Origin of the sequence: Henriciella aquimarina, from assembly GCF_002088975.1 — a bacterium.
In the GTDB taxonomy this organism is placed as follows: Bacteria; Pseudomonadota; Alphaproteobacteria; order Caulobacterales; family Hyphomonadaceae; genus Henriciella; species Henriciella aquimarina.
The window spans coordinates 39341-63047 of the sequence record NZ_NCST01000012.1 but is presented as its reverse complement, the minus strand read 5'-3'; the positions used below and the strand labels follow the sequence as shown (position 1 = coordinate 63047).

Sequence of the window (23707 nt, the reverse complement as noted above, 5' to 3'; positions counted from 1 at the left end):
TTTGATCCGCTCTATCTGGTCTTGAGGAAGCTCATCTGTTCGTTCTCGAGCCGCACGGCCGTCAGTCGACCGCTGAAATAAGCACCGGTATCGACATTGATCCGGCGATTATCACTATAGGCGTCATCCGCTGGCGTGTGCCCGTGAACGACAATAACATCCTCACGCTCCCCGGCTTTGAGGAACTCGTCCCTGATCCAAAGCAAGTCGTGTTCCTGCTGGTCGTCGAAGGCGCGGCCGGGCTTGATGCCGGCATGCACAAAGCCATAGTCACCGATGCGAACCGACAGCTCCAGGCTGCGCAGGAAATGCAGGTGATCTTCCGGCAGACACTCGCGGAAACGGGCATGCGCCTCGTGCCATTCCTCGTTCAGGCTGAGGCTGCGCGGCGGGCGGACGCCATAGGAAACCAGGGTCTCGCGGCCGCCATAATTGGCCCATTCCGGGCCATGCTCGACATCTTCATAGAATTTCAGCATCGCGGCTTCGTGATTGCCCTTGATGCAGACTGTTTCAAATCCTGACACCTTGTCGCTCATCAGCAGGTCGATGACCTGGCGCGACTGGAAGCCCCGGTCGACATAGTCGCCCAGCATGACCAGGCGCGGCGTGGCCTCGGTCTTCCCGGCATCCTCGCGGATGATGGAAATCAGGGACTCCAGGAGGTCGGCCCGGCCATGCACGTCGCCGATGGCATAGACAACCATGCCTTCGGGCACGCAGGCGGGCGCCGAAACGGGCTCATCGCCCGCAATCACAGCAGGCGCAGGCGTGCTGGGCGTCTCTTTCGCCGGCTTTTCCTGGAAAGGCGTTGCCTCATCCGCAAAACGCACAAGGCTGACGAGCCACCCGGCCGTATTGGACAGCCAGGCGCCGGTTCCCGACACCAATTGTGACCACGTCTCTCGTATGGAGGCTGCCACCGATTTTACTAACATCTGGCGAGTCAATCTGTCCCCCTAGACACCGCCGGGTTACTCAAACTCCTCAATTTATAGCAAGAATTATGCTCAAGTCACGGAATGCTGCGACGTGACGTGCTGCGCAATCAGCTGAAAAGGTTAAAAATGAACAGGAAGATGGCAGTCCAGGCGATCGAGCAGAAGACGATTATGAACGCGAAGGTTTTCCACAGGGGCCATTTGGCGTCCGCGCGCACGACCTCGTCACGCGACCCGGCCCGGCCGTTCGTGTTCGTAGACGTCGTCGACTGTGTGGACATGGCAGCAACTCTGTCTCTTCGGCCCAACGCTTTTCCGCGCCTAACACCCAATCGTTAATAATTATATTAATGTTTTCTCAATAGGGCTGGTGCCTGCAAAGCGCTCCACAATCAAGACCTGCCCGATTGCGAAACCAATAGTCTACCAGTGATGAATTCAACTTCAAAAACACGGCGAGAAGAGGGCAACCGGACCATACGGATCCTTCTCTATGCAGCCACATGCGCCGCGATTGTCGCCGCCGCGGGCCTCGGCCTGTCGCTTATCCTGGAGCAGTCACGGATTGCCGACATCGAGCGCGGCGCGCTCACCACGGCGGAGGCGCGCGACCTGATCGGGACCGGCCAGTCCCCGGCCCTGCTGCTGGCGGCCGCCGACAGCCTGCGGCTCCAGGAGCAGGATGACATCGAGACCGCGCGGACGCTGACGGCGGAAGCGCTTGAGCGCCAGCCGGCCCAGCCGGTCGCCTGGGCGCGCCTGGCCTATTATGAGGCAGCCCTTGCCGGCGGTCTGAATGAAGAGGCGCTTTCGGCCCTCCAGACCTCCATCCGCCAATGCGGCTATTGCGACAAGGATCTCATGCGCTGGCGTCTGGGCTTCATTCTCAATCACTGGGCCGATACGCCCGAAGCCGTCCGGCTCGACGTCTTCCGCGGCGCAGAATTCCTACGCTGGTGGCATATCGACGGGGCCTTCCTGGCCGAAGCCCACCAGAAGGCCAATGGCCTCGGCATCCCGTTCCGGGAGTATCAGAAAGCGGTGGTCACTTCGGTGCGCCCGCAGGAAGTGCTCAACTGAGCGCCGAAAAGCCCTGCTTTTCCAGCAATGAGGCCACGCCCTGCTTGAAGGCGGCCTTGCTGAACTTGCGCGCATGCGCGGTGATCGCCTGCGGATCGTAATCCGCGTCACTGAAACCGCGCACAGCCTCGACAAAGGCCGCCACGCTCTGTTCGTGCACGAGTGTGCCGCTGACACCGTCCTCGACGGTGTCCAGCGCCCCGCCCCGGCCCAGAGCGATCACGGGCCGTCCGGACGCCATGACTTCCACCGGGATCATCCCGAAATCCTCTTCGCCCGGGAAGATGAGCGCCCGGCATTTCGCGAAGTGGGTCTTGAGTTCCGAAAACGGCACCCGGCCCAGGAATTCGATATTGTCGCCGGCGCGGCGCTCCAGCGCCTTGCGCTCTTCCCCGTCGCCGATGACGAGCAGCTTCAGGCCGAGCTCGTTAAAGGCGTCGATGGCGACATCGAACCGCTTGTAGCGGACGAACTCGCCGGCCGCGATGAAATAGTCGCCCCGCTCGGCGGCGGGAACCGGCTTGAAGTCGTCCACGGCGACCGGCGGGAAGACCACCTCCGAACCGCGCCTGTAATATTTCTCGATCCGCTTGGCGACAAAGCTCGAATTGGCGACGAACTGGTCGACGCGCATCGCGCTGGTCGCATCCCACTGGCGCAGCCTGTGCGCAATCCCCGGAAAGGCGACCTTCGCCAGGCGCCCGGCCGAAGCATGATACTGGGGATAAAGGTCCCAGATATAGCGCATTGGCGAATGGCAGTAGCAGAGATGAAAGGCGGTCGGCGGGGGGATCACGCCCTTGGCCGGGCCGGACTCCGAGGAAATGACGAGGTCGTAGCCCGTCAGGTCGATCTCCTCGAGGGCGCGCGGCATGAAGGGCAGATACTTCTGATACTGCGAGCGCGCGAACGGCATCTTCGAGATGAAGGTCGTTTTTATATTGTGCCGGTTTATGACATCGGAAAGTTTAGAGCGGTCGACGACATGGGTGAAGATATCGGCGTCCGGGAACATCTCGCAGAGCGTTTCCAGGACACGCTCTCCGCCGCGCATGCCGTTCAGCCAGTAGTGTATCAGAGCAACACGCATTTTTGACGTAATCCTTGCTATCGGCAGACTCCGAAGCAGGGATTACGCCAAAATGTTCACAAGGCCCCTACGCCAGCTGAAGAAAGCTTAGCGGGCGCCCCTGGAAGCGAGGATCGCCGGCACGGTCATCGCGATGATCTTGATGTCATTGGAGACCGACCAGTCCGTGACGTAGCGCACGTCCATATTGACGCGCTCGTCATAGCTGGTGTCGCTGCGGCCGCTGACCTGCCACAGGCCGGTCAGGCCCGGACGGGTGCTGAGATAGAAGTCGAACTTGTCGCCATATTTGACCGCTTCGGCCCGCTGGATCGGGCGCGGCCCGACGATCGACATTTCGCCTTTCAGGATGTTGATCAGCTGCGGAAGCTCGTCGAGCGAGGACTTGCGCAGGAAGGCGCCGAACGGCGTAATGCGCGGATCATTCGTCAGTTTTCGCTCGGTGTTCCACTCGCGGGCTGCGACCGGGTCCTTGGCCAGGAGGTCATCCAGACGCTTCTGGGCGTCGGTCACCATGGTGCGGAATTTCAGGCAGTAGAACTCCTTGCCGTCCCGGCCGATCCGCCGCTGGGCGAAGAGCATCGGGCCGCCATCGGTCAGCTTTACCATCAGACCAATGATGAGCATGAGCGGCAGAACAAAGATCAGCGCACTGAATGACAGGATGATGTCGATTGCCCGCTTGGCCATGCTCTGGCCGCTGCGGGAAAATGTGCCTGACGACCGTTTGTCGGTCTGCGGCTCGAGAAGAGAATCGCCCTCGCGATAGAGCGCTTCAGGATAGTCGTTAAACGCCACGAAATCCCCCACAAGTGGATGCTGACCGCCTGAAGTCCCTGACGGTGACAGCGTGTGATTCAAACCAAAACGGCGACGTCCCTTTCGCCGTCCTTCACTGTGCATCAAGTCGAGTATTTACACAATGTTAATCGTTCTAGTGGGACACAATTGAAGGCGGATCAAGCGAGTTCTCTTTCGACGCGAATCTGTTGCCATGAATACAGGTCACCACTGAAAGTTGGTTCATTGCGGCACAGACTTTGATCTAAGCCTCGAAAAAGGGGCCGGATTCTGGCAAAGGAATTGACGTCAGAGGTCATCCAGACTGGGGGGAAGATGTCGGATCGCGCTGCCAGCCGCTTCAGCGGACAGAATGTCGCAGTTTTTTTTGCCTGTTTCGCCATTCCCGCGATACTGTTCGTTGCGCACCTGTCTCAAGGGGCCGACACCCTGATCGCGAGCGCATGGGCCTGCCTTGCGGCAGCCCTCGCCCTGGCCCTCGTCCTGCTCCTGCATCCGTTCGAACGCCTGCCGGCCAGCATCCTCCTTCTCACCCTCCTGCTCGGCGGGACGGTTGCTGGCGGCCTGACCGGAAACTGGTATCAGGCGCGCGCGGAAATCGTTCAGCTTGCGGCAGGTCTTGCCTTCTGGTCGGCCGGCATTCTGCTGGCCCAGTCGCGTCGGCTGCTCGGCCTGTGCTGGACCTCGCTGATCGCCGGTATCGCGCTGTTCGGCGTGCTGGCGCTGATCAGCTATCCGCTGAGCGCCACCGGATATACCGACGGCTCCGATACAAGTGCGATCACGCGGCTGAGCTTCTCCTTCGGCTCCCCGAATGTGATGGCGTCGCTGATGGGGGTCGGCGCCATCCTTTCCGCCGTCCACATCACCTACCTCCTGCGCACGCGCGTCGCCTCCGACATTCCCCGGCTGGCCAAGATCAGCCAGATGCCGCGCAGCGGCTATATCTCCGCCCTGGCCCTGCTGATCTGCGCGAGTTGCCTTCTGCTGAGCCTGTCGCGCGCCGCGATCACGCTGACGCTTGGCGTCCTGGCCGTCTGGCTGACCATCGAGATCGGCCTGCGTGCGCGCCAGTCGGACTCAGGCGACGCCCCCCGCCGGCGCAGGCGGCCGCTTATCATGCTGGCCGTGGCGGCGGCATCCGTGCTGCTTATCCTGCTCACGCTTTCCAGCGGCCAGATCGGAGCCCGCTCCGGCGCGCTGGGCACCGACAGTATGGGCCGTTGGGAGATCTTCTCCGAGTACTGGGCCGCCTGGCAGGAACACCCGCTGTTCGGCTTCGGGCTTGGCAGTTTCAACCGGGTCAATGAATCGATCACCACGCTCGACAATGCCTGGCGTCTGGTCACCATGGGCGCGGCCCACAACATCCTCCTGCAATGGCTCATCCAGACCGGGATTGTCGGCACCGCCATCATGGTCAGCGTCTGGCTCTGGATGCATGGCAAGATCATCCGCGTGGCGGCGACACAGTCGAACAACTCCATTCATTACATCGCCATCGCGGCGCTGCTCGTCTCGGTTTTCCTGATTCTGCACAACCTGGTCGACTTTTCCCTGGAGATCCCCAGCATCATGTGGACCTATGCCTTCCTTCTCGGGCTGGCTTGTGGCACATCAATAAGAAAACGGGCCTGATCACCAGCAGGCCTCTGGGGTGTTCGCGGTAACGCGGCCAAGGGTAATGGAGACTGGCCTTGTCGGCTTCCTTTGTTGCCGTCGCAAACCTGAAGGGTGGCGTCGGAAAATCCACAACCACACTCATGCTGGCTGACGGGCTCGCCTACTATTTCGGGGCCAATGTCCTGGTGGTGGATTTCGACCCGCAGGCCAATTCCAGCCAGATGATGCTGACCGAGCGCGGCCTGCAAATGGCCTATGAGCAGGGCAAGGGCGTGCACAAGCTGCTGCAGCAATTCTCCGCCGGCCTGCCGCCGAACCTGGCCGACCTCATCCTGCCCAATGCCGTCACGCTCGAGGAGCTGCGCAAGGATGAGCGAAACGACAGGCGCAGCGGCTGGATCTCGATCCTGCCGTCGCATCCGAGCCTGCGTTTCACGGAAATGGATGTCGAAGAGCGCGTCTATGCTGGCGGCATGCGTCCGAGCGAACTGTCGAACCGGCTCCGCCAGCACTTCGCCGACGCACTGGCGCCGGTGGCTTCGCTCTACGATGTCGTCCTGATCGACACCCCGCCCTATCTCTCGCCGCTGGCGCGGGCCGGGCTGATGCTGGCGGAAACCTATGTCACGCCGACACTCGCCGACCCGGTCTCCATCTGGGGGACGAAACAGTTCTCGGACTGGATGGCGGAGAACATCGCCGCCGATATCGCGGTCCGCAATTTCATCGTCGTCACCCGCTTCAAGAACACCCGCTATGCCCGCGATGCCGAGCATGAGCTGCGCACGATCTATCTCAAGAACCGGACCTTCGGGCCGACCATCCCGGAATCGGTGCAGGCGCTGCAGGCGATGGATCGCGCCGATCTCGACAGCTACAACACGATGCGCGGCAAGTACGGCAATCTGCGCGGCGATGTCCGCCGGCTGTCGGAACGGTTTGCCGGCTTCCTGGCCGACCGGATGGGATCGGATGTGCCCCAGCTCGTCAGGAGCTGACGGAAGAGGCCTCCTGGCCTGAGGAATGCCGCTCGCCGGAGTCCTGCGCCGGCAGGATGGCGACACTCACCGTCTGAAGCGTTTTCAGCGTCCAGGCCCGCAGCGGCCCGAAGGCGATGGCGAGATAGGCACCCGACCCGGCAACCGCGGTCAGCAGGATGACGATGAGGCCGGAGTCGACGCTCAGCGCGCGGGACACGGCATAGACCACGGCAAGCGAGCCGCCCGACAGGAGAAGGCCGGGCGCGACCGTCATGATCAACCGCCCCACACTCGCTTCGGTAAGGCGCATCAGCTTCCAGAGAATGATGGAGATATAGATCGCGGCCGGGATGAAGAGGCTGTAGGCAACCGCCATCATGCCGAACTGGACACTCGCCAGCAGCACGACCAGCGTCAGGCCGGCTTCAAGACTGCGCGCCCTGACCAGGAATTTCGAATAACCCGCGGCTGCCAGCTGCGCCGAAGCGATCATGTCCACGGAATTGAGGACCTTCAGCCAGCAGAAGACCTGCAGCACCGGCACCATGCCCAGCCATTTCTCGCCGAGCAGCAGGATGGTGAGCTCCGTTGCCAGCAGGCTCAGCGAGCCCAGGACGAAGGTCATGATACACAGATTGATAGCGATGAGCCGCGTCCAGAGCGTGGGTGTCAGGCGCTCTTCCCTCGCCATGCGCCCGACGGCCTGCCAGGTCAGCACGCGGAAGGTCTGTGCGAAGATGTCGTAAGCGGCTGTCGATGTGCGGGCGCCCATCCGGAACAGGCCGACGGCGCGCGCCGACAGGAAGCTGCCGAGGATGATCTCGGCGCCAGAGCCAGAGAAGAAGGAGAGCGCCGAATTACCGTAAAGGCCCGCGCTGTAGCGGAAGATCGCGGAGGCATGCTCCCGGTGGAAAGCCAGGCGCGGCAGCCGGCCGGAGCGGAAGCTCAAAAGCAGCGAAATGCCGACGGCGCTGCAATAGCGGTTCACGATCAGCGACCAGACACCCGCGCCGTTCATCAACATGGTCAGCGCCACGCAGAAGCCGGCGACTTCCGCCAGCAGCAGGGCGCCGTAATAGTATTTGACCTCGCCCCGGCGCAGAAGGATCGCTTCCTGCCAGCTGGAGACCGTGATGATCAGCGGCACAAGGGCCGTCGCCGCCATCAGCTGCACCAGCAGGCCATCGCCGCCAACCGCCCACGCAATGCCCGCAGCCGCAAGGATGACGACGCCATAGAACGCGCCCGTCATCAGCTGCAGGCTGAAAGCGGTGCCTTCACTGGCCTCGAAATCGGGTTGTTTCAGCACATAGTGGTAGACGCCGGTATACATCTGGACGATCGCGAAATTCATCACGATCGAGGCCAGGACGAACACACCGAAAAGCTCCGCATCGAGGAAACGGCCGGCAACCAGAAGAAGCGCCAGCGTCATGGATTGGGACGTGATGCGCACGCCCATGCCGACCATCATGAGGATGCCGGCTTCCCGTTTCGGATTGGATGGCTTTTGCGTACTCAAACAGGGGGACCTTCTGTGCTTTCGGGAGCCCAATGCAAGTCTTGCGCACTTTTGGCGCCAATCCGTCAAGAAATATCAGGCCCCGGCGCCAAAACGCCCCACTGCCGGGCCTGAGGCGCCGATATCAGCCTTCCGCCGGCGGATGATCCGGCCTCTGTCCCCGCCACAAAGCGGCGAGTCCGTTAACCTGGATCAAGCCCGGCGGCGGGGTGTGCCAGATCTGGCCGCCTGCGGCTTCAGACGTCCGGACGGGCCCGTTCAAGAATGGACGCCTGGTCCACGCTCGCCTCGACATCGCCATAGAGATAGCCGCGACGGTTTTCCCCCAGCCGCTGGGCACAGAAGCCATGGAAGACGAAGTCCGGCGCGGTCTGTTTCAGGGCCGCCGCCTGCAGGCCAAGCGCCATGGCCTGCGCGAAGGCGCGCGCCGAGCCCTCATGCAGGGCGCCCGGCTCCATGAAGGCCTCAAGGCCCGCGCAGTGACGGTCATAGGCGGGGTTAACCCCGAGCGCTGTTTCAAGCTCTGCGCGCACGGCTGTCAGGCTGTCGGGCTCCCTTGAAAGCGCGCGCAGGATGTCGAGCGCGATGACATTGCCCGAGCCTTCCCAGATCGCGTTCAGCGGCGACTGGCGGAAGAGGCGCGGCATCGGGCCTTCCTCCACATAGCCGGCGCCGCCATGGCATTCGAGCGCCTCATAGACGAAGCCCGGCTGGCGTTTGCAGACCCAGTATTTCGCAATCGGGGTCGCCAGCCGCATGAAGGCCGCTTCACCCGGATCGTCCTTGGCGCGGTCGAGGCTTGCCCCGATGCGCAGCGCGATGGCGGTGGCCGCCTCGCTCTCCAGCGCGAGATCGGTGAGCACGGCCCGCATGGCCGGCTGGTCGATCAGCGTTTTCTGGAAAGCCCGGCGCTGGCTCGTGTGCCACATCGCCTGGGCGAGCGCGGCCCGCATGCCGCCCGCCGAGCCTAATGTGCAGTCATAACGGGTATGCTGGACCATATCGATGATGGTGCGCACGCCCCGGCCCTCTTCGCCGAGCCGCTCGGCCCAGGCGCCGTGATACTCGATCTCCGAGGAGGCGTTGGCCTTGTCGCCCATCTTGTCCTTCAGCCGCATGATGTGAATGCCGTTGCGTGTGCCGTCCGGGCGCCAGCGCGGGACGAGAAAGCAGGTCATCCCGCCTTCGGCATAGGCGAGCGTCAGGAAGGCGTCCGACATCGGCGCGGAACAGAACCATTTGTGCCCGGTCAGGATATAGCCGCCATCGCCGGCCGGTTCGGCACGGGTGGTGTTGGCGCGCACATCCGAGCCGCCCTGCTTCTCCGTCATCGCCATGCCGATGGTGACCCCGGTCTTTTCCGGGGCCGGGATGAAGCGCTTGTCGTAGGACTGGGCCGTGACGCGCGGCGTCCAGATCTTCGCGATTTCCGGATCGGTCTTGAGCGCGGCGACGCAGGCATAGGTCATCGACATCGGGCAGGTGACCCCGGCATCGGCCTGCATCATCAGCATCATCATCGCCCCGTGCAGGACGTGACCGGCCTCATCGGCCGCCCAGGGCGCACCCGAGATGCCATTGTCGAGGCCGAGCGCCATCAGTTCGTGATAGGCGGGATGGAATTCGACCTCGTCGAGGCGGTGGCCATAGCGGTCGAAGGATTTCAGCCTGGGCGGGTTCTCATTGGCCTGGCGGCCCCATTGCGCTGTCTCCGCGGTCCCGCACTTCGCGCCGAAGGCCAAGAGATGACCGGCATGGACCGCCCCGCCAAACGCCGTGACCGCGCCGCGCAAGGCCTGGTCGCTCTCGAAAAGGTTCACCTCCTCGAATGGCACCGGCTGATTGGTAACGGTATGGGTTTCGAGCTCCGCGGTCGGCTGTCGACTGGCCATGATCTTGCGCCCTCCTTGGCAGTTTGTGTCGTCACCCTGCCTTTTGGCGCGGCAGGTTCAGCGCGACCATACGGGCAAGCCCGAGGGCCTGTCCTGATCGGAATCATACAGGCTGCAACAGGATCTGGCGATGAGGCCGGCGCCTGCCTCTAGCGTGAGCCGTTGGCCGGAAGGTCGTTGATGCCGCCGACATCCAGAAGCGGCGAGGCGTCGATTTCCTCGGCATCCAGCAGCGAGACCAGCCGCAGCAGTGCGGCCACGAGGCTCGCCTGCTCCCAGTCGGCAAGATTGCGGAAGCGGGAGCGGAAGGTTTCCTGCAGAAGGTCGGGCGCGCCCTCCAGCGTGCGCGCACCGCTGTCGGTAATCCGCACCCAGACCCGCCGGCGGTCGGCTTCGCCGCGCTCGCGTTCGACAAAACCGCGGTCCTGCAGCTTGTCGAGCAGGATGGAAATCGTAGCCTGCTTGAGGTCGACGGCCTTGGCGAGATCCCCGGTCAGGGTTTCGCCGCGCGTCTTCAGCACCTGCAAGACAAGCAGCTGGGAGGCTGTCAGGCCGGTCTGGTGAGCGACCGCCTTGACGTTATTGGCCGTGGCCTTGAGGATTCTCCGCAGAGCAATCAGGGCCGTTTCTGTCTGATCCTGCACACCGTCGCTCCATATATCAGCGTTCGCTGCAGACAGGCGAACCGCTTCAAAACCCTCTGATAATTGAGCCATTTTCTAGGGCATTTCCTTTGCGCAAAAAATTATTTTTTCATCTAAGTAACATTGGAACAGATATGTAGCTCATACGTTCCTTCAATAGAGAAGGAAAGCCTTATGCGGCTGTCCGCAATATACGGGTTGAACGCCCAGCGATTCCAATTACATAGATCGCCAAACAAAATATGTCCGAGAGAAACATGCAAACTGTACAAACAACGAAGCCGAAAGAAGGCTCAGCTGCGTCTGCCGGGGAGGCAGGCGACGCAGACGACAGTACCATTATCGGCCCGCCGCTGAGTGAAGATGGCGCGGCCGTACACGACCTCATTGCCGCCTGCCCGCCTCTGGATACCAATTCGCTTTACATGAATTTGATCCAGACCACGCATTTCGCGCAGACCTGCGCGATCGCGCGCGATGGCAAGGACGGCGATGTCATTGGCTGGGTTTCCGGCCATATTCCGCCGGAAGAGCCGGATGTGTTCTTCCTCTGGCAGGTCGCTATAGGCGAGAAAGCCCGTGGCAAGCGCATTCCCAAGCGTCTTGTCGCAGACATCTTCTCGCGTGAGGCCTGCAAGAACGTAAAGTATCTCAAGACGACCATCACGCCCGACAATGAGGCGTCATGGGGGCTCTTCAGGAGCATTGCGCGTTGGCTCGACGCGCCACTCAAGGAAGGCGCGTTTTTCGACAAGGAGCGTCACTTCAAGGGACGCCACGACAGCGAAATCCTCGTCACCATCGGGCCATTCGAGCTGCCGGCCAGCCTCTAAGCACACCTGGCCGCCTCACCCCTGACTACAACACCAGACCACCATAGGAGCCGAACGCATGCCGTTCACAGACATTCAACAAGACATCTTCGAAAGGCGTGAATCGAAAGTTCGCAGTTACTGCCGCAACTTCGACACGCTGTTCGTGAAAGCCCAGGGCTCGGAAATGACCGATGCCGACGGGAAAACCTATATCGACTTCCTGGCCGGGTGCTCGACCCTCAATTACGGGCACAACGATCCGGACATGAAGGCCGCGCTGATCGAGCATATCCAGCGCGACGGGGTCGCTCACGGCCTCGACATGTACACCGACGCCAAGGCCGAATGGCTGAAGGCCTTCGAGGACTATATCCTCGAGCCGCGTGGTATGGACGATTACAAGATCATGATGACGGGCCCGACGGGCACCAATGCTGTCGAGGCGGCTGTGAAGCTCGCTCGCAAGGTGACCGGACGCACCAATGTCATCTCCTTCACCAATGGCTTCCACGGCATGACGCTCGGCGCGCTCGCGCTGACCGGTAATGCCGGTAAGCGGGCGGCCGCCGGCCCGGGTGGCAGCGGCCTTTCGGGCAGCACCCACCTGCCTTACGACAAGGCGTTTGGCGCCGATGTCGACACGCTCGAGCAGATCGAGATGATGATCGAGAACTCCTCGTCTGGCGTCGACGCGCCGGCAGCCTTCATCTTCGAGCCCATCCAGGGCGAAGGCGGCCTGAACGCGGCCTCCGACGAATGGATGAAGGGCATCGCCGAGCTTGCCAAGAAGCATGGCGCCCTGCTCATCGTCGATGACATCCAGTCCGGTTGCGGCCGGTCGGGCACCTATTTCGCCTTCGAAGGCGCCGGCATCAAGCCGGACATCGTCACCCAGGCCAAGTCGCTTTCGGGTATGGGCCTTCCCTTTGCCTGTGTCCTGCTCAAGAAGGAGCACGACATCTGGAAGCCGGCCGAGCACAACGGCACCTTCCGCGGCAACAACCACGCCTTCGTGACCGGCAAGGTCACGCTGGAGAAATTCTGGAAGGACGACACGTTCCAGAAAGAGGTCCAGGAGAAATCCAGGATCCTGACCGAAGGCCTGCAGAAGATCGTTGACCTCATCCCCGGCGCCCGGCTCAAGGGCCGTGGCATGATGCAGGGCGTTGATGTCGGCTCCGGCGAGATGGCGTCCGAAATCACCAGCCGTGCGTTCGACAAGGGCCTGATCATCGAGACCTCCGGTGCCAACGACGAAGTCGTGAAGGTGCTCGTGGCGCTGACCGTGCCGGTCGAGACGCTGCGCAAGGGCCTCGATATCCTGCTTGATGCCGCACGCGATGCATCCGACAACGTCAAAGCTGCAGCGGAGTAAAGAAACACAATGATTGTACGCGACCTGAATGATCTGAAGGGCACCGAACGTGCCGTGTCCGACGCCAAGTGGACGTCCTACCGTCTGCTTCTGGCCGACGACAAGATGGGTTTCAGCTTCCACATCACGGTGCTGGAAGCCGGCTCGGAGCACACCTTTCACTACAAGAACCACTTCGAGAGTGTGTATTGCATGAAGGGCAAGGGCTCGATCACCGATCACGGCACGGGCGAGACCCATGAGATCAAACCGGGCGTCATGTATGCCCTGAACCTGCACGACAAGCATACGCTGCGGGCCGAGGAAGAACTGCACATGGCGTGCTGCTTCAACCCGCCCGTAACGGGCAACGAAGTGCACCAGGCGGACGGCTCCTATGCCGCGCCGGATGACGCCCCGGCCATCAGCTAAGGCCGTGACCTCTTTCGAGAGACAGCCCTGACCTCAGACGTCGGGGCTGTCGCTCACAAACCAGACCAGAAAAAATCACGGGACTTACCCATGACACACACCGTTGAGAAAATCGGCGGAACGTCTATCGCCAATACGCCCGTCATCCTCGACAATGTCCTCATTGCCGACCGCGAGGGTGATGACCTTTACAATCGTATTTTCGTCGTCTCGGCCTATGCCGGCATGACGGACATGCTTCTCGAGCACAAGAAATCCGGCAAGCCCGGCGTCTACGCCCTGTTCGCCAGCGCCGAGAACAAGTGGCAGTGGAGCGAGGCCCTGACCGAGCTCTCCCAGGCCATGCGCGAGAAGAATGAAGAGATCTTCGGCGACCACCCGGACCGCAAGGTGGCCGACAATTTCGTCCTCGAGCGGGTCGAAGGCGTGCGCAACTGCCTGATCGACCTTCACCGCCTCTGTTCCTACGGCCAGTTCAGGCTCGACGAGCACCTCATGACGGTGCGCGAGATGCTCGCCGCGCTCGGTGAGGCCCATTCGGCCCACAACACCGCCCTCCTGCTTCGCCAGCGCGAGATCAATGCGGTGTTCGTCGACCTGACAGGCTGGCGCGATGAGGAGAAGATGACGCTGGACGAGCGCATCGAGACCTCCTTCAAGGGCATCGACTTTTCCAAAGAGCTGCCGATCACGACGGGCTATGCCAGCTGCCTGGAAGGCATGGTGAAGCTCTATGACCGGGGCTACACGGAAGTGACCTTCTCCCGCATCGGCGCGCTGACGCAGGCCAAGGAAGCCATCATTCACAAGGAGTTCCACCTTTCCAGCGCCGACCCGAAACTGGTTGGCGACGACAAGGTGCGCAAGATCGGCCGCACGAATTACGACGTGGCCGACCAGCTCTCCAATATGGGCATGGAAGCCGTTCACCCGAAAGCCGCCAAGGGCCTTCGCCAGGCCGGCATTCCGCTGCGCGTGAAGAACACGTTCGATCCGGCCGATGCCGGCACGATCATCACCGAGGACTTCATGCCGGAGAGCCCGCGCGCGGAGATCGTCACCGGCCTTCAGAGCGTTTATGCCTTCGAACTGTTCGAGCAGGACATGGTCGGCGTGAAAGGCTATGACGCCGAAGCGCTGAAGGCGATGACGCGTCACAAGCTCTGGATTGTGAGCAAGTGTTCGAACGCCAACACGATCACGCACTATGTCAGCGGCCCGCGCCAGTCTCTCAAACGGGCCGCCGCCGACATCGAAGCGGTTTTCGAGAACGCAGAAGTCTCCTTCCGCAAGCTTGCCATTGTGTCCGTCATCGGCGCGAACCTGGACGTTCCGGGCCTCACGGCGCGGGCCACGACGGCGCTGCATGAGGGCGGCGTGAAGCTGCTCGGCCTGCACAAGCTGACCCGTGAGACCGATCTCCAGACCATCGTCGCCGAAGAGGATTACGACGAGGCGGTCAAGATCCTTCACAGGGCCCTTGTGGAGGACAATGAAGACACTGCCGACAAGGCTGACACGGATATCGCTGCCGCAGCCTGATGCCTTATTCGGCGCCTGTAGAAGAGACTTCGTCAGACTGGCGGGTAACCCTCGGTCTGTACCGCAATGTTCTCGCCATCGTCAGCGCCCTGACCGTGCTTCAGGGCGCAACGGCGGCCCTATCCGTGATGATCGCGCTGAGCTTGCAGGCAGCCGGCGCATCCAACGCTGCGCTTGGTCTGGTGGCGGCGTGCTACGCCGGCGGCTTCCTGACGGGAGCCATCGCCTCGCCGAAGCAGATCACACGGATAGGGCACATCCGGTCCTTCTCCTTTTTCGCGGCCCTCGCCATCATTGCGACGCTGAGCTTCTCGCTCGGCGTCAATATCATTGGCTGGGCAGTCCTCCAGGCCGTGATCGGGGCCAGCACCTCGGCCCTGCTGACGGCCGGCGACGGGTGGATCACCGATAGCGCCCCGGCCAACCGCCGCGGCGCCATTCTCGGCTTCTATCACGTTGTTTCGAAGCTCGGCGCCATCGCAGGCCCCTTCGCCATCGTCGCCGGCGCCAATGGTCCGATGGGCTTTGTCATGGTGGCCGCCCTTTTCGCGCTGACCATCATGCCGATCTCGGCCACGCGGAAAGCCCAGCCGGAAATCTCGACCGGTACGCCCTTCGGCCCGACCAAGATCCTGAAATACGCTCCGGCGGCCGCCTTTGCCGCGCTCTGTGCGGGCGCGGTCAACAATGCCGTGGCGCAGCTCTATCCGGTCTATGCCCAGTCCATCATGCCCGACGGCGCAGCCGGCTTCTCGGCGAACTTCAACGCCGCCCTGCTCGCCGGCGCCATGGTCGGCCTCTGGCCGGCCGGCATGATCTCCGACCGGGTCGACCGGCGCATGGTGATCGCCGGCACCGGCATCCTGGCCGCGGGGGCCGCGCTGGCCCTCAGCCTGTTCAGCCATGTGGTCAGCCCGGCGCTCATCCTGGTCCTGGCTTTCGTCTATGGCGTGGGGGCGCTCGCCTATTATGCCGTCGCGGTGGCGCATGCCGCAGACCGGGCCCGGCCCGACCAGGCGACCTCCATGATGGCGGGCATTCTGGTCATCTGGGGCATCGGCTCCATCCTCGGCCCGCTGGTCGCCGGTGTGGTCATGTCGAGCCCGCTCGGCGCGCCCGGCCTTTTCGCCTTTGCGAGTGCAAGCCTTGCACTTCTGGCGGCAACCATGTTTACCCGTACTGTCAACAAGGCGCCTGTTCCCGAAGCGGAGAAGGAGCCGTTCAACGCCACCCAGACGACAAGTCTTGCGCTGTCGGAACTCGACCCGCGCGGCGACCATACAAACGAGCAGTTCGATCTGTTCCTCGCCTGGATGGCCTCAGCAGAGGCTGACGAATGATTTTAGCAAGCTTTGTAGTAATCCTGATCATCTTCCTTGGCGTGGGCCTGGCCTCGGCCAGAAAGGCCACGGGGGAGAGAAAGGACTATTACATGGCGGGCCAGACCGTCTCGCCATGGCTTGCCGGGCTCTCGGCCGTCGCGACCAATAATTCCGGTTATCTTTTCATCGGTGTGATCGGCTACGGCTACGCAACCGGTCTCTCGGCAGTGTGGCTGATGTTCGGCTGGATTGTCGGCGACTTTATCGGCTCCACTTTCATTCACCGCAAACTGCGCACCGCGACGGGTGTCACCAATGAGGCCTCGTTCGCCTCGGTCCTGTCGCGCTGGCATGGCGACGACTTCGCAATCTGGCGCCGGCTGGCCGCAATCATCATGGTCGTTCTGCTGATCGTCTATGGCGCCGCCCAGATCACCGCTGGCGCAAAGGCGCTTGAGGGTGTTTTCGAAGGCTTCAACTGGCGTATTGGCGCCATCGGTTCGGCCATCATCATCCTTGCCTACTCGATTGCGGGCGGAATCCGGGCCTCTATCTGGACGGATGCGATCCAGTCGGTCTGCATGCTGGTCGCGCTCTTCATCCTGTTCTTTGTCGGCGTCAGCTGGGCCGGTGGGTTTACCAGCATGCTCGACCAGCTTCGCCCGCTGGATGACGGCACCTTCCTGAATCTGCTGCCGGAATCCGACGAGCTTCTCATGACCGGCGCCCTCGGCTTTGGTCTCTTTGTGCTGGGCTGGCTGTTTGCCGGTTTCTCCGTCGTGGGCCAACCGCACATCATGGTCCGGTTCATGGCCCTCGACGATGACAAGAACATGCAGCGCACGCGCGCCTGGTATTATGGCTTCTTCGTTGTGTTCTACATCCTGGCCGCCGGCCTCTCCCTGCTCGCAAGGGTCTACATGCCGGATGCCGCCAGCATTGATGTGGAGCTTGCGCTTCCGCGCATGGCAGAGGCCCTGCTGCCGGACATTCTCGTCGGCCTCATCCTCGCTGGCATCTTCGCAGCTACCATGTCGACAGCGGACTCCGTCGTCCTGTCCTGCTCAGCCGCGATTACCCATGACCTCGTCCCGCAACGGCTCGAGCAGCCATGGCTGCTCAAGACGGCCACGGCATCGGTGACACTGCTCGCCCTCGCCTTGGCGCTGCTGGATAATCAGAGCGTTTTCAGCCTTGTCATCATCGCCTGGTCGGCGCTCGCGGCCGCCTTCGCGCCGCTCCTGACGCTCTATGCGCTCAACCGGCGCATTAGTGAGACAACCGCCATCTTCCTGATGCTGCTAGGCATCGGCATCACGCTGGTCTGGCGCTTCGGGCTCAGCTGGCAGGGCGGTGTCTATGAAGGCCTGCCGGGTATCGCGATCCCGATCATCATCGGCTGGGTCCTCTCGCGCCCGGCCACCCATGCCGAGATCAAGGCCAGCCCGGCGGAAAACCCCGCCGAATAGCCAGCCCCCTTATCCGAAAAAGAAAGCGCCCCGTGGCCTCAAAACCGCGGGGCGCTTTTTTGTCTGGTGTCTTGCGACCGGGCCTTAAGCGTAGAGCGCCTTGGCGTGGTGCATGATGTGATCGTCCATGAAGGTGGCGATGAAATAATAGGAATGGTCATAGCCCGGCCGCATGCGGATGGCGAGCGGCTGGCCGGCCTCGCGGCAGGCTTCCTCGAACAGGCGCGGCTGCAGCTGCTCTTCGAGGAACTGGTCGTCCTCGCCCTGGTCGATCAGGATGGTCGTTTCCAGCTGCTGCTGCTTCACCAGCTCACAGGCATCATACTCTTTCCAGGCGGCCTCATCGTCGCCGAGATAGCCCTTGAAGGCCTTCTGGCCCCACGGCACCTGGCTTGGCGCGACAATCGGCGCGAAGGCCGACACGCTGCGGAAATGGCCGGGATTCTTCAGCGCCAGGGTCAGCGCGCCATGCCCGCCCATGGAATGGCCAAAGATCGACTGGCGGCGCATGTCGGCGGCGAAGTTGGACCGGATGATGGAGGGCAGTTCCTCCATGACATACTGGTCCATCTTGAAATGCTTGGACCATGGATCTTCGGTGGCCGTCAGATAGAAGCCCGCGCCCTGACCGAAGTCGTAGGCCTCGTCATCGGGCACATCCTTGCCGCGCGGGCTGGTGTCCGGCGCCACGATAATGACGCCCAGCTCGGAGGCTTTGCGCTGCAGCCCGGACTTCTCCATGACATTCGCCCAGGTGCAGGTCAGCCCCGAGAGATACCAGAGCACCGGAACCGGCTCCTCGGCAGTCTGCGGCGGCTCGAAGACAGCAAAGCGCATATCACAGCCGAGCGTCTCGCTCTCATGCTCATGAACACTCAGATCACCGCCGAAGCAGGTCCATTCCGATACTGTCTGCAATTCAATACCTCTCTTGCGTCAGGTCTGTCCTGACTGACCTAGCACAGGATGCCCGGTTTGCCAGAATCATCCCCGCGTGCGCAGGTCTCCGTTTTCCCAATAGGTGTTCCCGGTCCGCGGGTCGTAATAATAATAGCGCCGGGCACGCTCGTCATAATAACGCTCGCCCCGGTCATTGCCGTAGCGGTCATTATTGTACGCCCCGTCGCGGCGGGGCGCCTGCCGGTAGCCGTCATCGCGGTACGGGTCGTTGGCATAACGCCCGTCCTGGTAGGGGCCGTCATCATAACCCGGCGGCGGCCCGGCATTGCGCTGGACCGGCGGGTTGGTGGCACAGGCGGCGACCGACAGGGTCGAAACCGCCGCAATAAGCAGGGATGCGCGTTTCATGAAGACATTTCCTTCCATTCTGGTTGGCGCCAGCAGGAAGGCTGCTTGTCACAGATCGCCTGCGGGCATTCCGCCATCCGGCAGGCCTGACTTCTTCTGGCCGGCGCCGGGGGCGTACACCCTCATGAAACGTGGCGGCAGGACGGCCGGTTCCCCGGCCCCCGTGACCTGTTACTCGCTGCGCACCGTCTCGGCTTCACGCTCGACCGTACTGGTCAGCGTCTCCGGCGAGCACGGAATCACCCGCAGCTCATAGGCAAACGGCTCCTCGCGAACGGCCTGTTTGGCCGGCGTGCGGTGGACCTCGACCTGCTCGTCGATCTTGAAGCCGATCTGGTTGCCGACCTCGCACAGCACATCGACGGCCTGCTCGACCGTTTCGGCCCAGACTTTCATCGACATCACCGAGGGGCCGACGACACCGTCGGGCACCTGATGATCCTCGACGGTCTCACCGCCGGCCACGAGTGAAAAATGCTTGAAGTCGGTCAAGGGGAAAATCCTCCAGCTTATTGATCGGGGGCGAGCGCGATGCAGGCGATCTCGACGGCCGCCTCGCGCGGCAGGGCCTCTACGGCAACGGTGGTGCGCGCCGGCTTGTTGCCGGGAAAGGCCGCTGTATAGGCCTCGTTCATCGCGCCATAATCGCCGATGTCATCGAGATAGACATTGCACTTGATGACATCGGACATGTCCGCGCCAAGCGAGGTGAGCGTGGCTTCGAAATTCTTGAGGATCTGCGTGGTCTGCGGGCCGATCCCGCCCTCGACCAGCGTGCTCTCACCCGGCTTCATGCCGAGCCCGCCGGACAGGTAGATCTCTCCGTTCGCGACCACGGCAGTGGAATAAGGGGCGCTTTCGGACGCGCCCGGCGCCTGATGGAAAACCGCCTGTGCACTGGCCGTAAGCGGCATGGCGCAGACGGCGAGAAACGGCACAAGGGCGAGGAAGGGCTGGCTCGGAGCTTTGGACATGAATCTCTCTTTCCTGGAGGTGGGGAGGGTTTCCCGACAAACAACCGCGCAACACACAGGCGCCCTTGAACTCGGCCAATGAAACCCCTTTCGTGCTGTCAGTTGACCTTAGGAAGAAGCAGGCGGAGGCGAAAGGGCATGGGCGGATATACCCTCTATGGAGCGGAGGTAAGCTATTTTACGGGCAAGGCGCGCGCCTATCTCGACTGGCGCGGCGTGGCTTATAAGGAAGAAACCGCGACCGAGCAGGTTTATCGTGACATCATTCTGCCCAATGTCGGCTGGCCGGTGATCCCCGTCATGAAGATGCCAGACGAGACAATCGTGCAGGACACCGCCGACATCATGGCCGAGGTCGAGCGCCGCGAAGCCAAGGCCCCGCCCGCTTGGCCCGAGGCGCCGCTGCAGCGTTTCGTCAGTGAACTCCTGCATCTCTATGGCGATGAGTGGCTCGTCATCCCGGCCATGCACTATCGCTGGACCTATAACGAAGACTGGGCCTATGCGGAATTCGGCGCGCTTTCGGCCCCGGCGCTGTCACCGGCAGAGCAGTATGAGATCGGCCGCAAGAATGGCGCCCGCTTCAAGGGCGCGCTGCCGGTCCTCGGCGTTAGCGACGCGACCATTCCTGGCATCGAGACAAGCTATGAGGCCTTCCTCGCCGACTTTTCCAAGCATCTGGAGGCCCACCCTTACCTGCTGGGCGGGCGGCCTTCGCTAGCAGACTTCGCCTTTTATGGGCCCCTTTATGCCCACCTCTACCGCGATCCGGCCTCCGGCAAGCTGATGAAGCGCCTCGCGCCGAAGGTCGCCGACTGGGTGGAGCGTATGCAGGCTGGCGGCAAGGATGGCGATGGCAAGCTGCTCGACGGCGATGACATCCCGGAGACGCTGAAGCCCATTCTGGCCCGCCAGATGCGCGAGCAATGGCCGGCGCTGGTCCAGACGAGCGCCCTGTTTGAAGGTTGGGCCGCACAGGCCGAGCCGGGCGCCCGGGTGCCGCGCGCGCTGGGCGACATCACCATCGAGATCGAAGGCCGGCGCGGCCCGGCCAAGGCGCGCAGCTTCCCGCTCTGGCGCCTGCAGGCCGCCCTCGATGCCTATGACGCGATGGATGCCGACACCCGCGCCCGCGCCGACGCCCTGCTGGAGCGGATTGGCGGTGAAGCCCTGAAAACCGTCCGGCTGCCCGCACGCCTCAAGCGGGAGAATTGCCAGCTCGTGCTGGCCTGAAACAGGCCCGGCAGGCGGCGCCGAAGGCGGCCCCTGCCCCGTCAACAGCCTTAATGCTTTGTAACGCGCTCCGGAAACCGGTGCGGGAACGAGACCGGGTGCCACCCGTTTCTCACCCGTCATAGTCCAGAAGGAGACAAGACATGAAGAACCTCATGATTACAGCGGCCGCTTCTGCCCTGATGCTTGGCATGACGGCCTGTTCGCAGTCCTCCGACGACATCGAGATGGGCGAAAGCAACTACGATCAAACCGAAACTGCGGAAATGGCGGGCACCGACGCGTCTGAAAACAACGGCATGATGGATGCCGATGCCGACGCGCAGGCCCAACCCACCGAGACGGTTTATCTCGCGTCCGGCGAACTGAGCGCTGACGAGCTGATCGGATCGAAGGTGATCGGTGTTGACGGCGAAGAGATCGCCAATGTCGACGACCTGCTCGTGAACGCTTCGGGCGAAGTCGAGTCGGTCATCTTCAAGAGCGGTGACTTCCTCGACATGGCCGGCAAGAAGGGTGCCCTTCCCTTCGAGCAGATCGACCTGACGATGAACAGCGAGAATGAGCCGCGCTTCACGGTCGGCATGACCGAAGACGCGATCCAGAACGTCGCCGAATTCGAGCAGGACGGCATGAATGACTATCGCCTCGTCTCCGAGATGATCGGGACCAATGCCAAGCTCATGAATGCCGACGAAACCGAGCGCATCAAGGACGTCATCATCACCAAGGATGGCAGCGTCTCCTACGCCGTCATCGCGGACCCGATGATGATGGACGAACCGCGCCAGCTCGCCTTCAACCGCATTACCGTTGAACAGGGCGACGGCGGCAACATCGTGATCGATGCATCGGCCGACGAGATCGAGGCCCTGCCGGTCTTCAAGTACAAGGCCGAAGAGGCGCGCGGCTCCTCTTATGGTGATACCGGCATGAGCGATGACGAGAGCACCGACATGTCGCAGGACATCATGCAGGATGATCCGGAGATGGACACCCCGCAATAAGGGAGTTCTTTCCCGATGGATGAAGCCGGTCCGCGTCTTGAGCGGGCCGGCTTTTTCATGCCCGGAAGACAGGTTCACCGCTCAAAAAAACGCCCCTGCCGCCGGATGCGGAAGGGGCGTTTTGTCTTGACGTGAGGGCTGCGGCCTAGCGGCGCTCGGACTCGAGCTTGGCCGTCATGCCGTTGATCTTGTCGATCAGGGCCTGGGCGGAGCCATTCGTCCGGTCGAGCAGCGCCAGGAACTGCGCCTGCTGCTCGATGGCGAGCCAGATCAGGTTACCGTCGATATCGAGAGCCACATCGACGACCTGGTATTCACCGCCGCGGTCGAGCACACGCCAGCGAACGCTCATCGCCTTGCCGTCGGAGCGCTCGATGGTCGTGTCGACGATCGAGTCCCGGGGCGTGCGGTCTGTCGAGCCCTGCACCACGACTTCCTCTCCGCGATAGGCATCGAGCTCATTCTCGTAGACCGCCAGCGCATAGGTCCGGAAGGCGTGCTGGTAGCGCTTCATTTCCTCATCGGTGAAGCGCCGCGCATATTTGCCGATCACGAATTTCGAGACGGCGTTTAGGTCGGCAAATTCTTCCATGTAGTCGCTGAACAGGGCTGTGCGCTCATCGGCGCTCAGCGAGGGGTTGTTCAGGGAGTTCAGGACTTCATTGGCGTTCTGCTTGACGAACTGTTCGGTCTTCGCATCGGCCATCGCCGGTGCTGTGGCAGCAAGCAACGCGGCTGCCGAAAGGATCACGCTACGGACTTTCATCATTCTGTTTCCTGTTCTGGTACAGACCCTGACTCATCATCATAGCCACCGAAATCATCGAAATCAGGCAAATCTTTGTAGGGATCTTCCTCAATCTTGCCATTTCGAACGGCGGCCCGCCGCTGGGACGTATAGTTCCGTCTCAGCGCGATATAGGGTTCGGGTTGCTCACGCAGGGTGTCGATTGACTCGATGAGCTGTTCACGCGTCGAAATCGCGCCGACAACGACCCGGCCGAGCCTGATCTGGTCATCAAGATCATTATCCTCGAATTCCGTCCAGGTGAGCGGGTCAAAGGCCCGGTCGGCCCCCATGCCGAATGCGTCACGGACATTGCTCGGCCCGAGCAGCGGCAGCATCAGATAGGCGCCCTCGTCGACGCCCCAGACACCCAGCGTCTGGCCGAAGTCTTCCTTGTGCTTGGCCACGCCCAGCGTCGACGCCACGTCGAAGATCCCCGCGACCCCGACCGTGGAGTTGATCAGGAAGCGGCCGACCGTGTCGCCGGACGCGTTCGGGTTGCCCTGAAGCACCGTGTTCGCGAAAACGACCGGCTGGTTCAGATTGCTCAGGAAGTTTCTGACGCCCTCCCGGAAAAGGCCGGGCGTAAACATGCGATAGCCCCGCGCAATCGGCTCGAGCGCGGCCTTGTCGACCGTCTCGTTGAACGCGTAAACGCCCCGGTTCCAGCCTTCCAGCGGGTCGTAGACATTGGAAGAGGACGCCGACTGCTCGGTTGAGGCACAGGCTGTCAGAAGGATTGCCGCACTCGCGGCAGTGGCTGCAAACTTCATAATATATTCCGCTTTTGAAGGCAGCATATGTGTAAGTCGGCGCGCGCTTTCAATGATAAGGCGAGTGTCATCTCACCTTCACACAAACAAGATGTGGATTTGGCGCAACACTGGGGCG

General features: G+C 62.2%; 23 protein-coding genes. 11 read left to right on the top strand and 12 right to left on the bottom strand.

The genetic code is table 11. From position 1 onward, the window contains the following. Positions 1-11 precede the first annotated feature (11 nt). Positions 12-887 (bottom strand): metallophosphoesterase family protein, encoded by an 876-nt coding sequence (locus B8784_RS01330; protein WP_233355917.1) that lies wholly within the window; start codon positions 885-887, stop codon positions 12-14. Between the two features lie 486 nt (positions 888-1373). On the opposite strand from B8784_RS01330, the gene B8784_RS01325 reads away from it, so the two are divergent. Continuing rightward, complete coding sequence (locus B8784_RS01325; protein ID WP_084395818.1) at positions 1374-2021, top strand: hypothetical protein; 648 nt, start codon at positions 1374-1376, stop codon at positions 2019-2021. On the opposite strand, the gene B8784_RS01320 is transcribed toward B8784_RS01325, so the two are convergent. Both B8784_RS01320 and B8784_RS01315 read right to left on the bottom strand, forming a co-directional pair. Continuing rightward, positions 2014-3111 carry a glycosyltransferase gene (locus tag B8784_RS01320; RefSeq protein ID WP_084395817.1) on the bottom strand — a complete coding sequence of 366 codons (1098 nt, stop codon included), beginning with the start codon at positions 3109-3111 and terminating at the stop codon, positions 2014-2016. The genes B8784_RS01325 and B8784_RS01320 overlap by 8 nt on opposite strands. An 87-nt stretch (positions 3112-3198) precedes the next feature. Further along, complete coding sequence (locus tag B8784_RS01315; protein ID WP_233355916.1) at positions 3199-3909, bottom strand: sugar transferase; 711 nt, start codon at positions 3907-3909, stop codon at positions 3199-3201. Between the two features lie 318 nt (positions 3910-4227). Here B8784_RS01315 and B8784_RS01310 point away from each other — a divergent pair, with 318 nt between their 5' ends. After that, positions 4228-5550: an O-antigen ligase family protein gene (locus B8784_RS01310; RefSeq protein WP_084395815.1), complete on the top strand. Its 1323-nt coding sequence runs from the start codon at positions 4228-4230 to the stop codon at positions 5548-5550. A 59-nt stretch (positions 5551-5609) separates the two neighbouring features. Then, entirely contained in the window at positions 5610-6533 is a 924-nt protein-coding gene (locus tag B8784_RS01305) for a ParA family protein (RefSeq protein ID WP_084395814.1), read from the top strand. On the opposite strand, the gene B8784_RS01300 is transcribed toward B8784_RS01305, so the two are convergent. The 3 genes from B8784_RS01300 to B8784_RS01290 all read right to left on the bottom strand — a co-directional run bounded on the left by B8784_RS01300 (position 6523) and on the right by B8784_RS01290 (position 10573). Continuing rightward, positions 6523-8037, bottom strand: a complete 1515-nt coding sequence (locus B8784_RS01300; protein ID WP_143435240.1) for an oligosaccharide flippase family protein — start codon at positions 8035-8037, stop codon at positions 6523-6525. The two genes, B8784_RS01305 and B8784_RS01300, sit on opposite strands and share 11 nt — an antisense overlap. A 236-nt stretch (positions 8038-8273) precedes the next feature. Next, complete coding sequence (locus tag B8784_RS01295; protein WP_084395812.1) at positions 8274-9929, bottom strand: acyl-CoA dehydrogenase family protein; 1656 nt, start codon at positions 9927-9929, stop codon at positions 8274-8276. Positions 9930-10078: 149 nt separating this feature from the next. Continuing rightward, positions 10079-10573, bottom strand: coding sequence for a MarR family winged helix-turn-helix transcriptional regulator (locus tag B8784_RS01290; protein ID WP_233355915.1), 495 nt, complete (start codon positions 10571-10573; stop codon positions 10079-10081). 257 nt (positions 10574-10830) lie between these two features. On the opposite strand from B8784_RS01290, the gene ectA reads away from it, so the two are divergent. The 6 genes from ectA (at position 10831) to B8784_RS01260 (ending at position 17507) form a co-directional block, all read left to right on the top strand. Beyond that, positions 10831-11406 (top strand): diaminobutyrate acetyltransferase, encoded by a 576-nt coding sequence (gene ectA, locus B8784_RS01285; protein WP_084395838.1) that lies wholly within the window; start codon positions 10831-10833, stop codon positions 11404-11406. 58 nt (positions 11407-11464) lie between these two features. Beyond that, positions 11465-12763 carry a diaminobutyrate--2-oxoglutarate transaminase gene (gene ectB, locus B8784_RS01280; RefSeq protein ID WP_199288569.1) on the top strand — a complete coding sequence of 433 codons (1299 nt, stop codon included), beginning with the start codon at positions 11465-11467 and terminating at the stop codon, positions 12761-12763. 9 nt (positions 12764-12772) lie between these two features. Further along, on the top strand, positions 12773-13174 hold the full coding sequence (locus tag B8784_RS01275) for an ectoine synthase (protein ID WP_084395810.1): 402 nt from the start codon (positions 12773-12775) through the stop codon (positions 13172-13174). Positions 13175-13264: 90 nt separating this feature from the next. Further along, complete coding sequence (locus tag B8784_RS01270) at positions 13265-14716, top strand: aspartate kinase (RefSeq protein WP_084395809.1); 1452 nt, start codon at positions 13265-13267, stop codon at positions 14714-14716. Then, on the top strand, positions 14716-16056 hold the full coding sequence (locus B8784_RS01265; RefSeq protein WP_233355914.1) for an MFS transporter: 1341 nt from the start codon (positions 14716-14718) through the stop codon (positions 16054-16056). Before B8784_RS01270 ends, B8784_RS01265 begins: the two co-directional genes overlap by 1 nt. Further along, on the top strand, positions 16053-17507 hold the full coding sequence (locus B8784_RS01260) for a sodium/proline symporter (RefSeq protein ID WP_084395808.1): 1455 nt from the start codon (positions 16053-16055) through the stop codon (positions 17505-17507). The genes B8784_RS01265 and B8784_RS01260 overlap by 4 nt, the downstream gene beginning before the upstream one ends. Before the next feature lie 84 nt (positions 17508-17591). On the opposite strand, the gene fghA is transcribed toward B8784_RS01260, so the two are convergent. The 4 genes from fghA to B8784_RS01240 form a co-directional block, all read right to left on the bottom strand. Further along, complete coding sequence (fghA, locus tag B8784_RS01255; protein ID WP_084395807.1) at positions 17592-18425, bottom strand: S-formylglutathione hydrolase; 834 nt, start codon at positions 18423-18425, stop codon at positions 17592-17594. Between the two features lie 66 nt (positions 18426-18491). Then, on the bottom strand, positions 18492-18815 hold the full coding sequence (locus tag B8784_RS01250) for a YajG family lipoprotein (protein WP_143435239.1): 324 nt from the start codon (positions 18813-18815) through the stop codon (positions 18492-18494). 171 nt (positions 18816-18986) lie between these two features. Beyond that, positions 18987-19307: a hypothetical protein gene (locus B8784_RS01245; protein ID WP_084395805.1), complete on the bottom strand. Its 321-nt coding sequence runs from the start codon at positions 19305-19307 to the stop codon at positions 18987-18989. Positions 19308-19324: 17 nt separating this feature from the next. Next, on the bottom strand, positions 19325-19789 hold the full coding sequence (locus B8784_RS01240) for a RidA family protein (RefSeq protein ID WP_084395804.1): 465 nt from the start codon (positions 19787-19789) through the stop codon (positions 19325-19327). Between the two features lie 138 nt (positions 19790-19927). Between B8784_RS01240 and B8784_RS01235 the strand changes: the two genes are divergently transcribed. Further along, positions 19928-21022 (top strand): glutathione S-transferase family protein, encoded by a 1095-nt coding sequence (locus B8784_RS01235; RefSeq protein WP_084395803.1) that lies wholly within the window; start codon positions 19928-19930, stop codon positions 21020-21022. A gap of 143 nt (positions 21023-21165) precedes the next feature. Then, a complete protein-coding gene (locus B8784_RS01230) occupies positions 21166-22029 on the top strand; it encodes a PRC-barrel domain-containing protein (protein WP_084395802.1) in 864 nt (287 codons plus the stop codon). Between the two features lie 145 nt (positions 22030-22174). Here the strand turns inward: B8784_RS01230 and B8784_RS01225 are convergent, their stop codons facing one another. Both B8784_RS01225 and B8784_RS01220 read right to left on the bottom strand, forming a co-directional pair. Next, positions 22175-22798 (bottom strand): MlaC/ttg2D family ABC transporter substrate-binding protein, encoded by a 624-nt coding sequence (locus tag B8784_RS01225; RefSeq protein WP_233355913.1) that lies wholly within the window; start codon positions 22796-22798, stop codon positions 22175-22177. Then, positions 22795-23589 (bottom strand): MlaA family lipoprotein, encoded by a 795-nt coding sequence (locus B8784_RS01220; protein WP_169712597.1) that lies wholly within the window; start codon positions 23587-23589, stop codon positions 22795-22797. Before B8784_RS01220 ends, B8784_RS01225 begins: the two co-directional genes overlap by 4 nt. Positions 23590-23707: the final 118 nt, after the last annotated feature.

Excerpts from the sequence above, each read along its gene's own strand:
- B8784_RS01270 (WP_084395809.1), top strand. The coding sequence starts at position 13,265 with ATGACACACACCGTTGAGAAAATCGGCGGAACGTCTATCGCCAATACG.
- B8784_RS01265 (WP_233355914.1), top strand. The coding sequence starts at position 14,716 with ATGCCTTATTCGGCGCCTGTAGAAGAGACTTCGTCAGACTGGCGGGTA.
- B8784_RS01275 (WP_084395810.1), top strand. The coding sequence starts at position 12,773 with ATGATTGTACGCGACCTGAATGATCTGAAGGGCACCGAACGTGCCGTG.
- B8784_RS01240 (WP_084395804.1), bottom strand. The coding sequence starts at position 19,789 with ATGTCCAAAGCTCCGAGCCAGCCCTTCCTCGCCCTTGTGCCGTTTCTC.
- B8784_RS01310 (WP_084395815.1), top strand. The coding sequence starts at position 4,228 with ATGTCGGATCGCGCTGCCAGCCGCTTCAGCGGACAGAATGTCGCAGTT.
- B8784_RS01235 (WP_084395803.1), top strand. The coding sequence starts at position 19,928 with ATGGGCGGATATACCCTCTATGGAGCGGAGGTAAGCTATTTTACGGGC.
- ectA (WP_084395838.1), top strand. The coding sequence starts at position 10,831 with ATGCAAACTGTACAAACAACGAAGCCGAAAGAAGGCTCAGCTGCGTCT.
- B8784_RS01220 (WP_169712597.1), bottom strand. The coding sequence starts at position 23,589 with ATGAAGTTTGCAGCCACTGCCGCGAGTGCGGCAATCCTTCTGACAGCC.
- ectB (WP_199288569.1), top strand. The coding sequence starts at position 11,465 with ATGCCGTTCACAGACATTCAACAAGACATCTTCGAAAGGCGTGAATCG.
- B8784_RS01230 (WP_084395802.1), top strand. The coding sequence starts at position 21,166 with ATGAAGAACCTCATGATTACAGCGGCCGCTTCTGCCCTGATGCTTGGC.
- B8784_RS01225 (WP_233355913.1), bottom strand. The coding sequence starts at position 22,798 with ATGATGAAAGTCCGTAGCGTGATCCTTTCGGCAGCCGCGTTGCTTGCT.
- B8784_RS01250 (WP_143435239.1), bottom strand. The coding sequence starts at position 18,815 with ATGAAACGCGCATCCCTGCTTATTGCGGCGGTTTCGACCCTGTCGGTC.
- B8784_RS01260 (WP_084395808.1), top strand. The coding sequence starts at position 16,053 with ATGATTTTAGCAAGCTTTGTAGTAATCCTGATCATCTTCCTTGGCGTG.
- B8784_RS01325 (WP_084395818.1), top strand. The coding sequence starts at position 1,374 with ATGAATTCAACTTCAAAAACACGGCGAGAAGAGGGCAACCGGACCATA.
- B8784_RS01295 (WP_084395812.1), bottom strand. The coding sequence starts at position 9,929 with ATGGCCAGTCGACAGCCGACCGCGGAGCTCGAAACCCATACCGTTACC.
- B8784_RS01320 (WP_084395817.1), bottom strand. The coding sequence starts at position 3,111 with ATGCGTGTTGCTCTGATACACTACTGGCTGAACGGCATGCGCGGCGGA.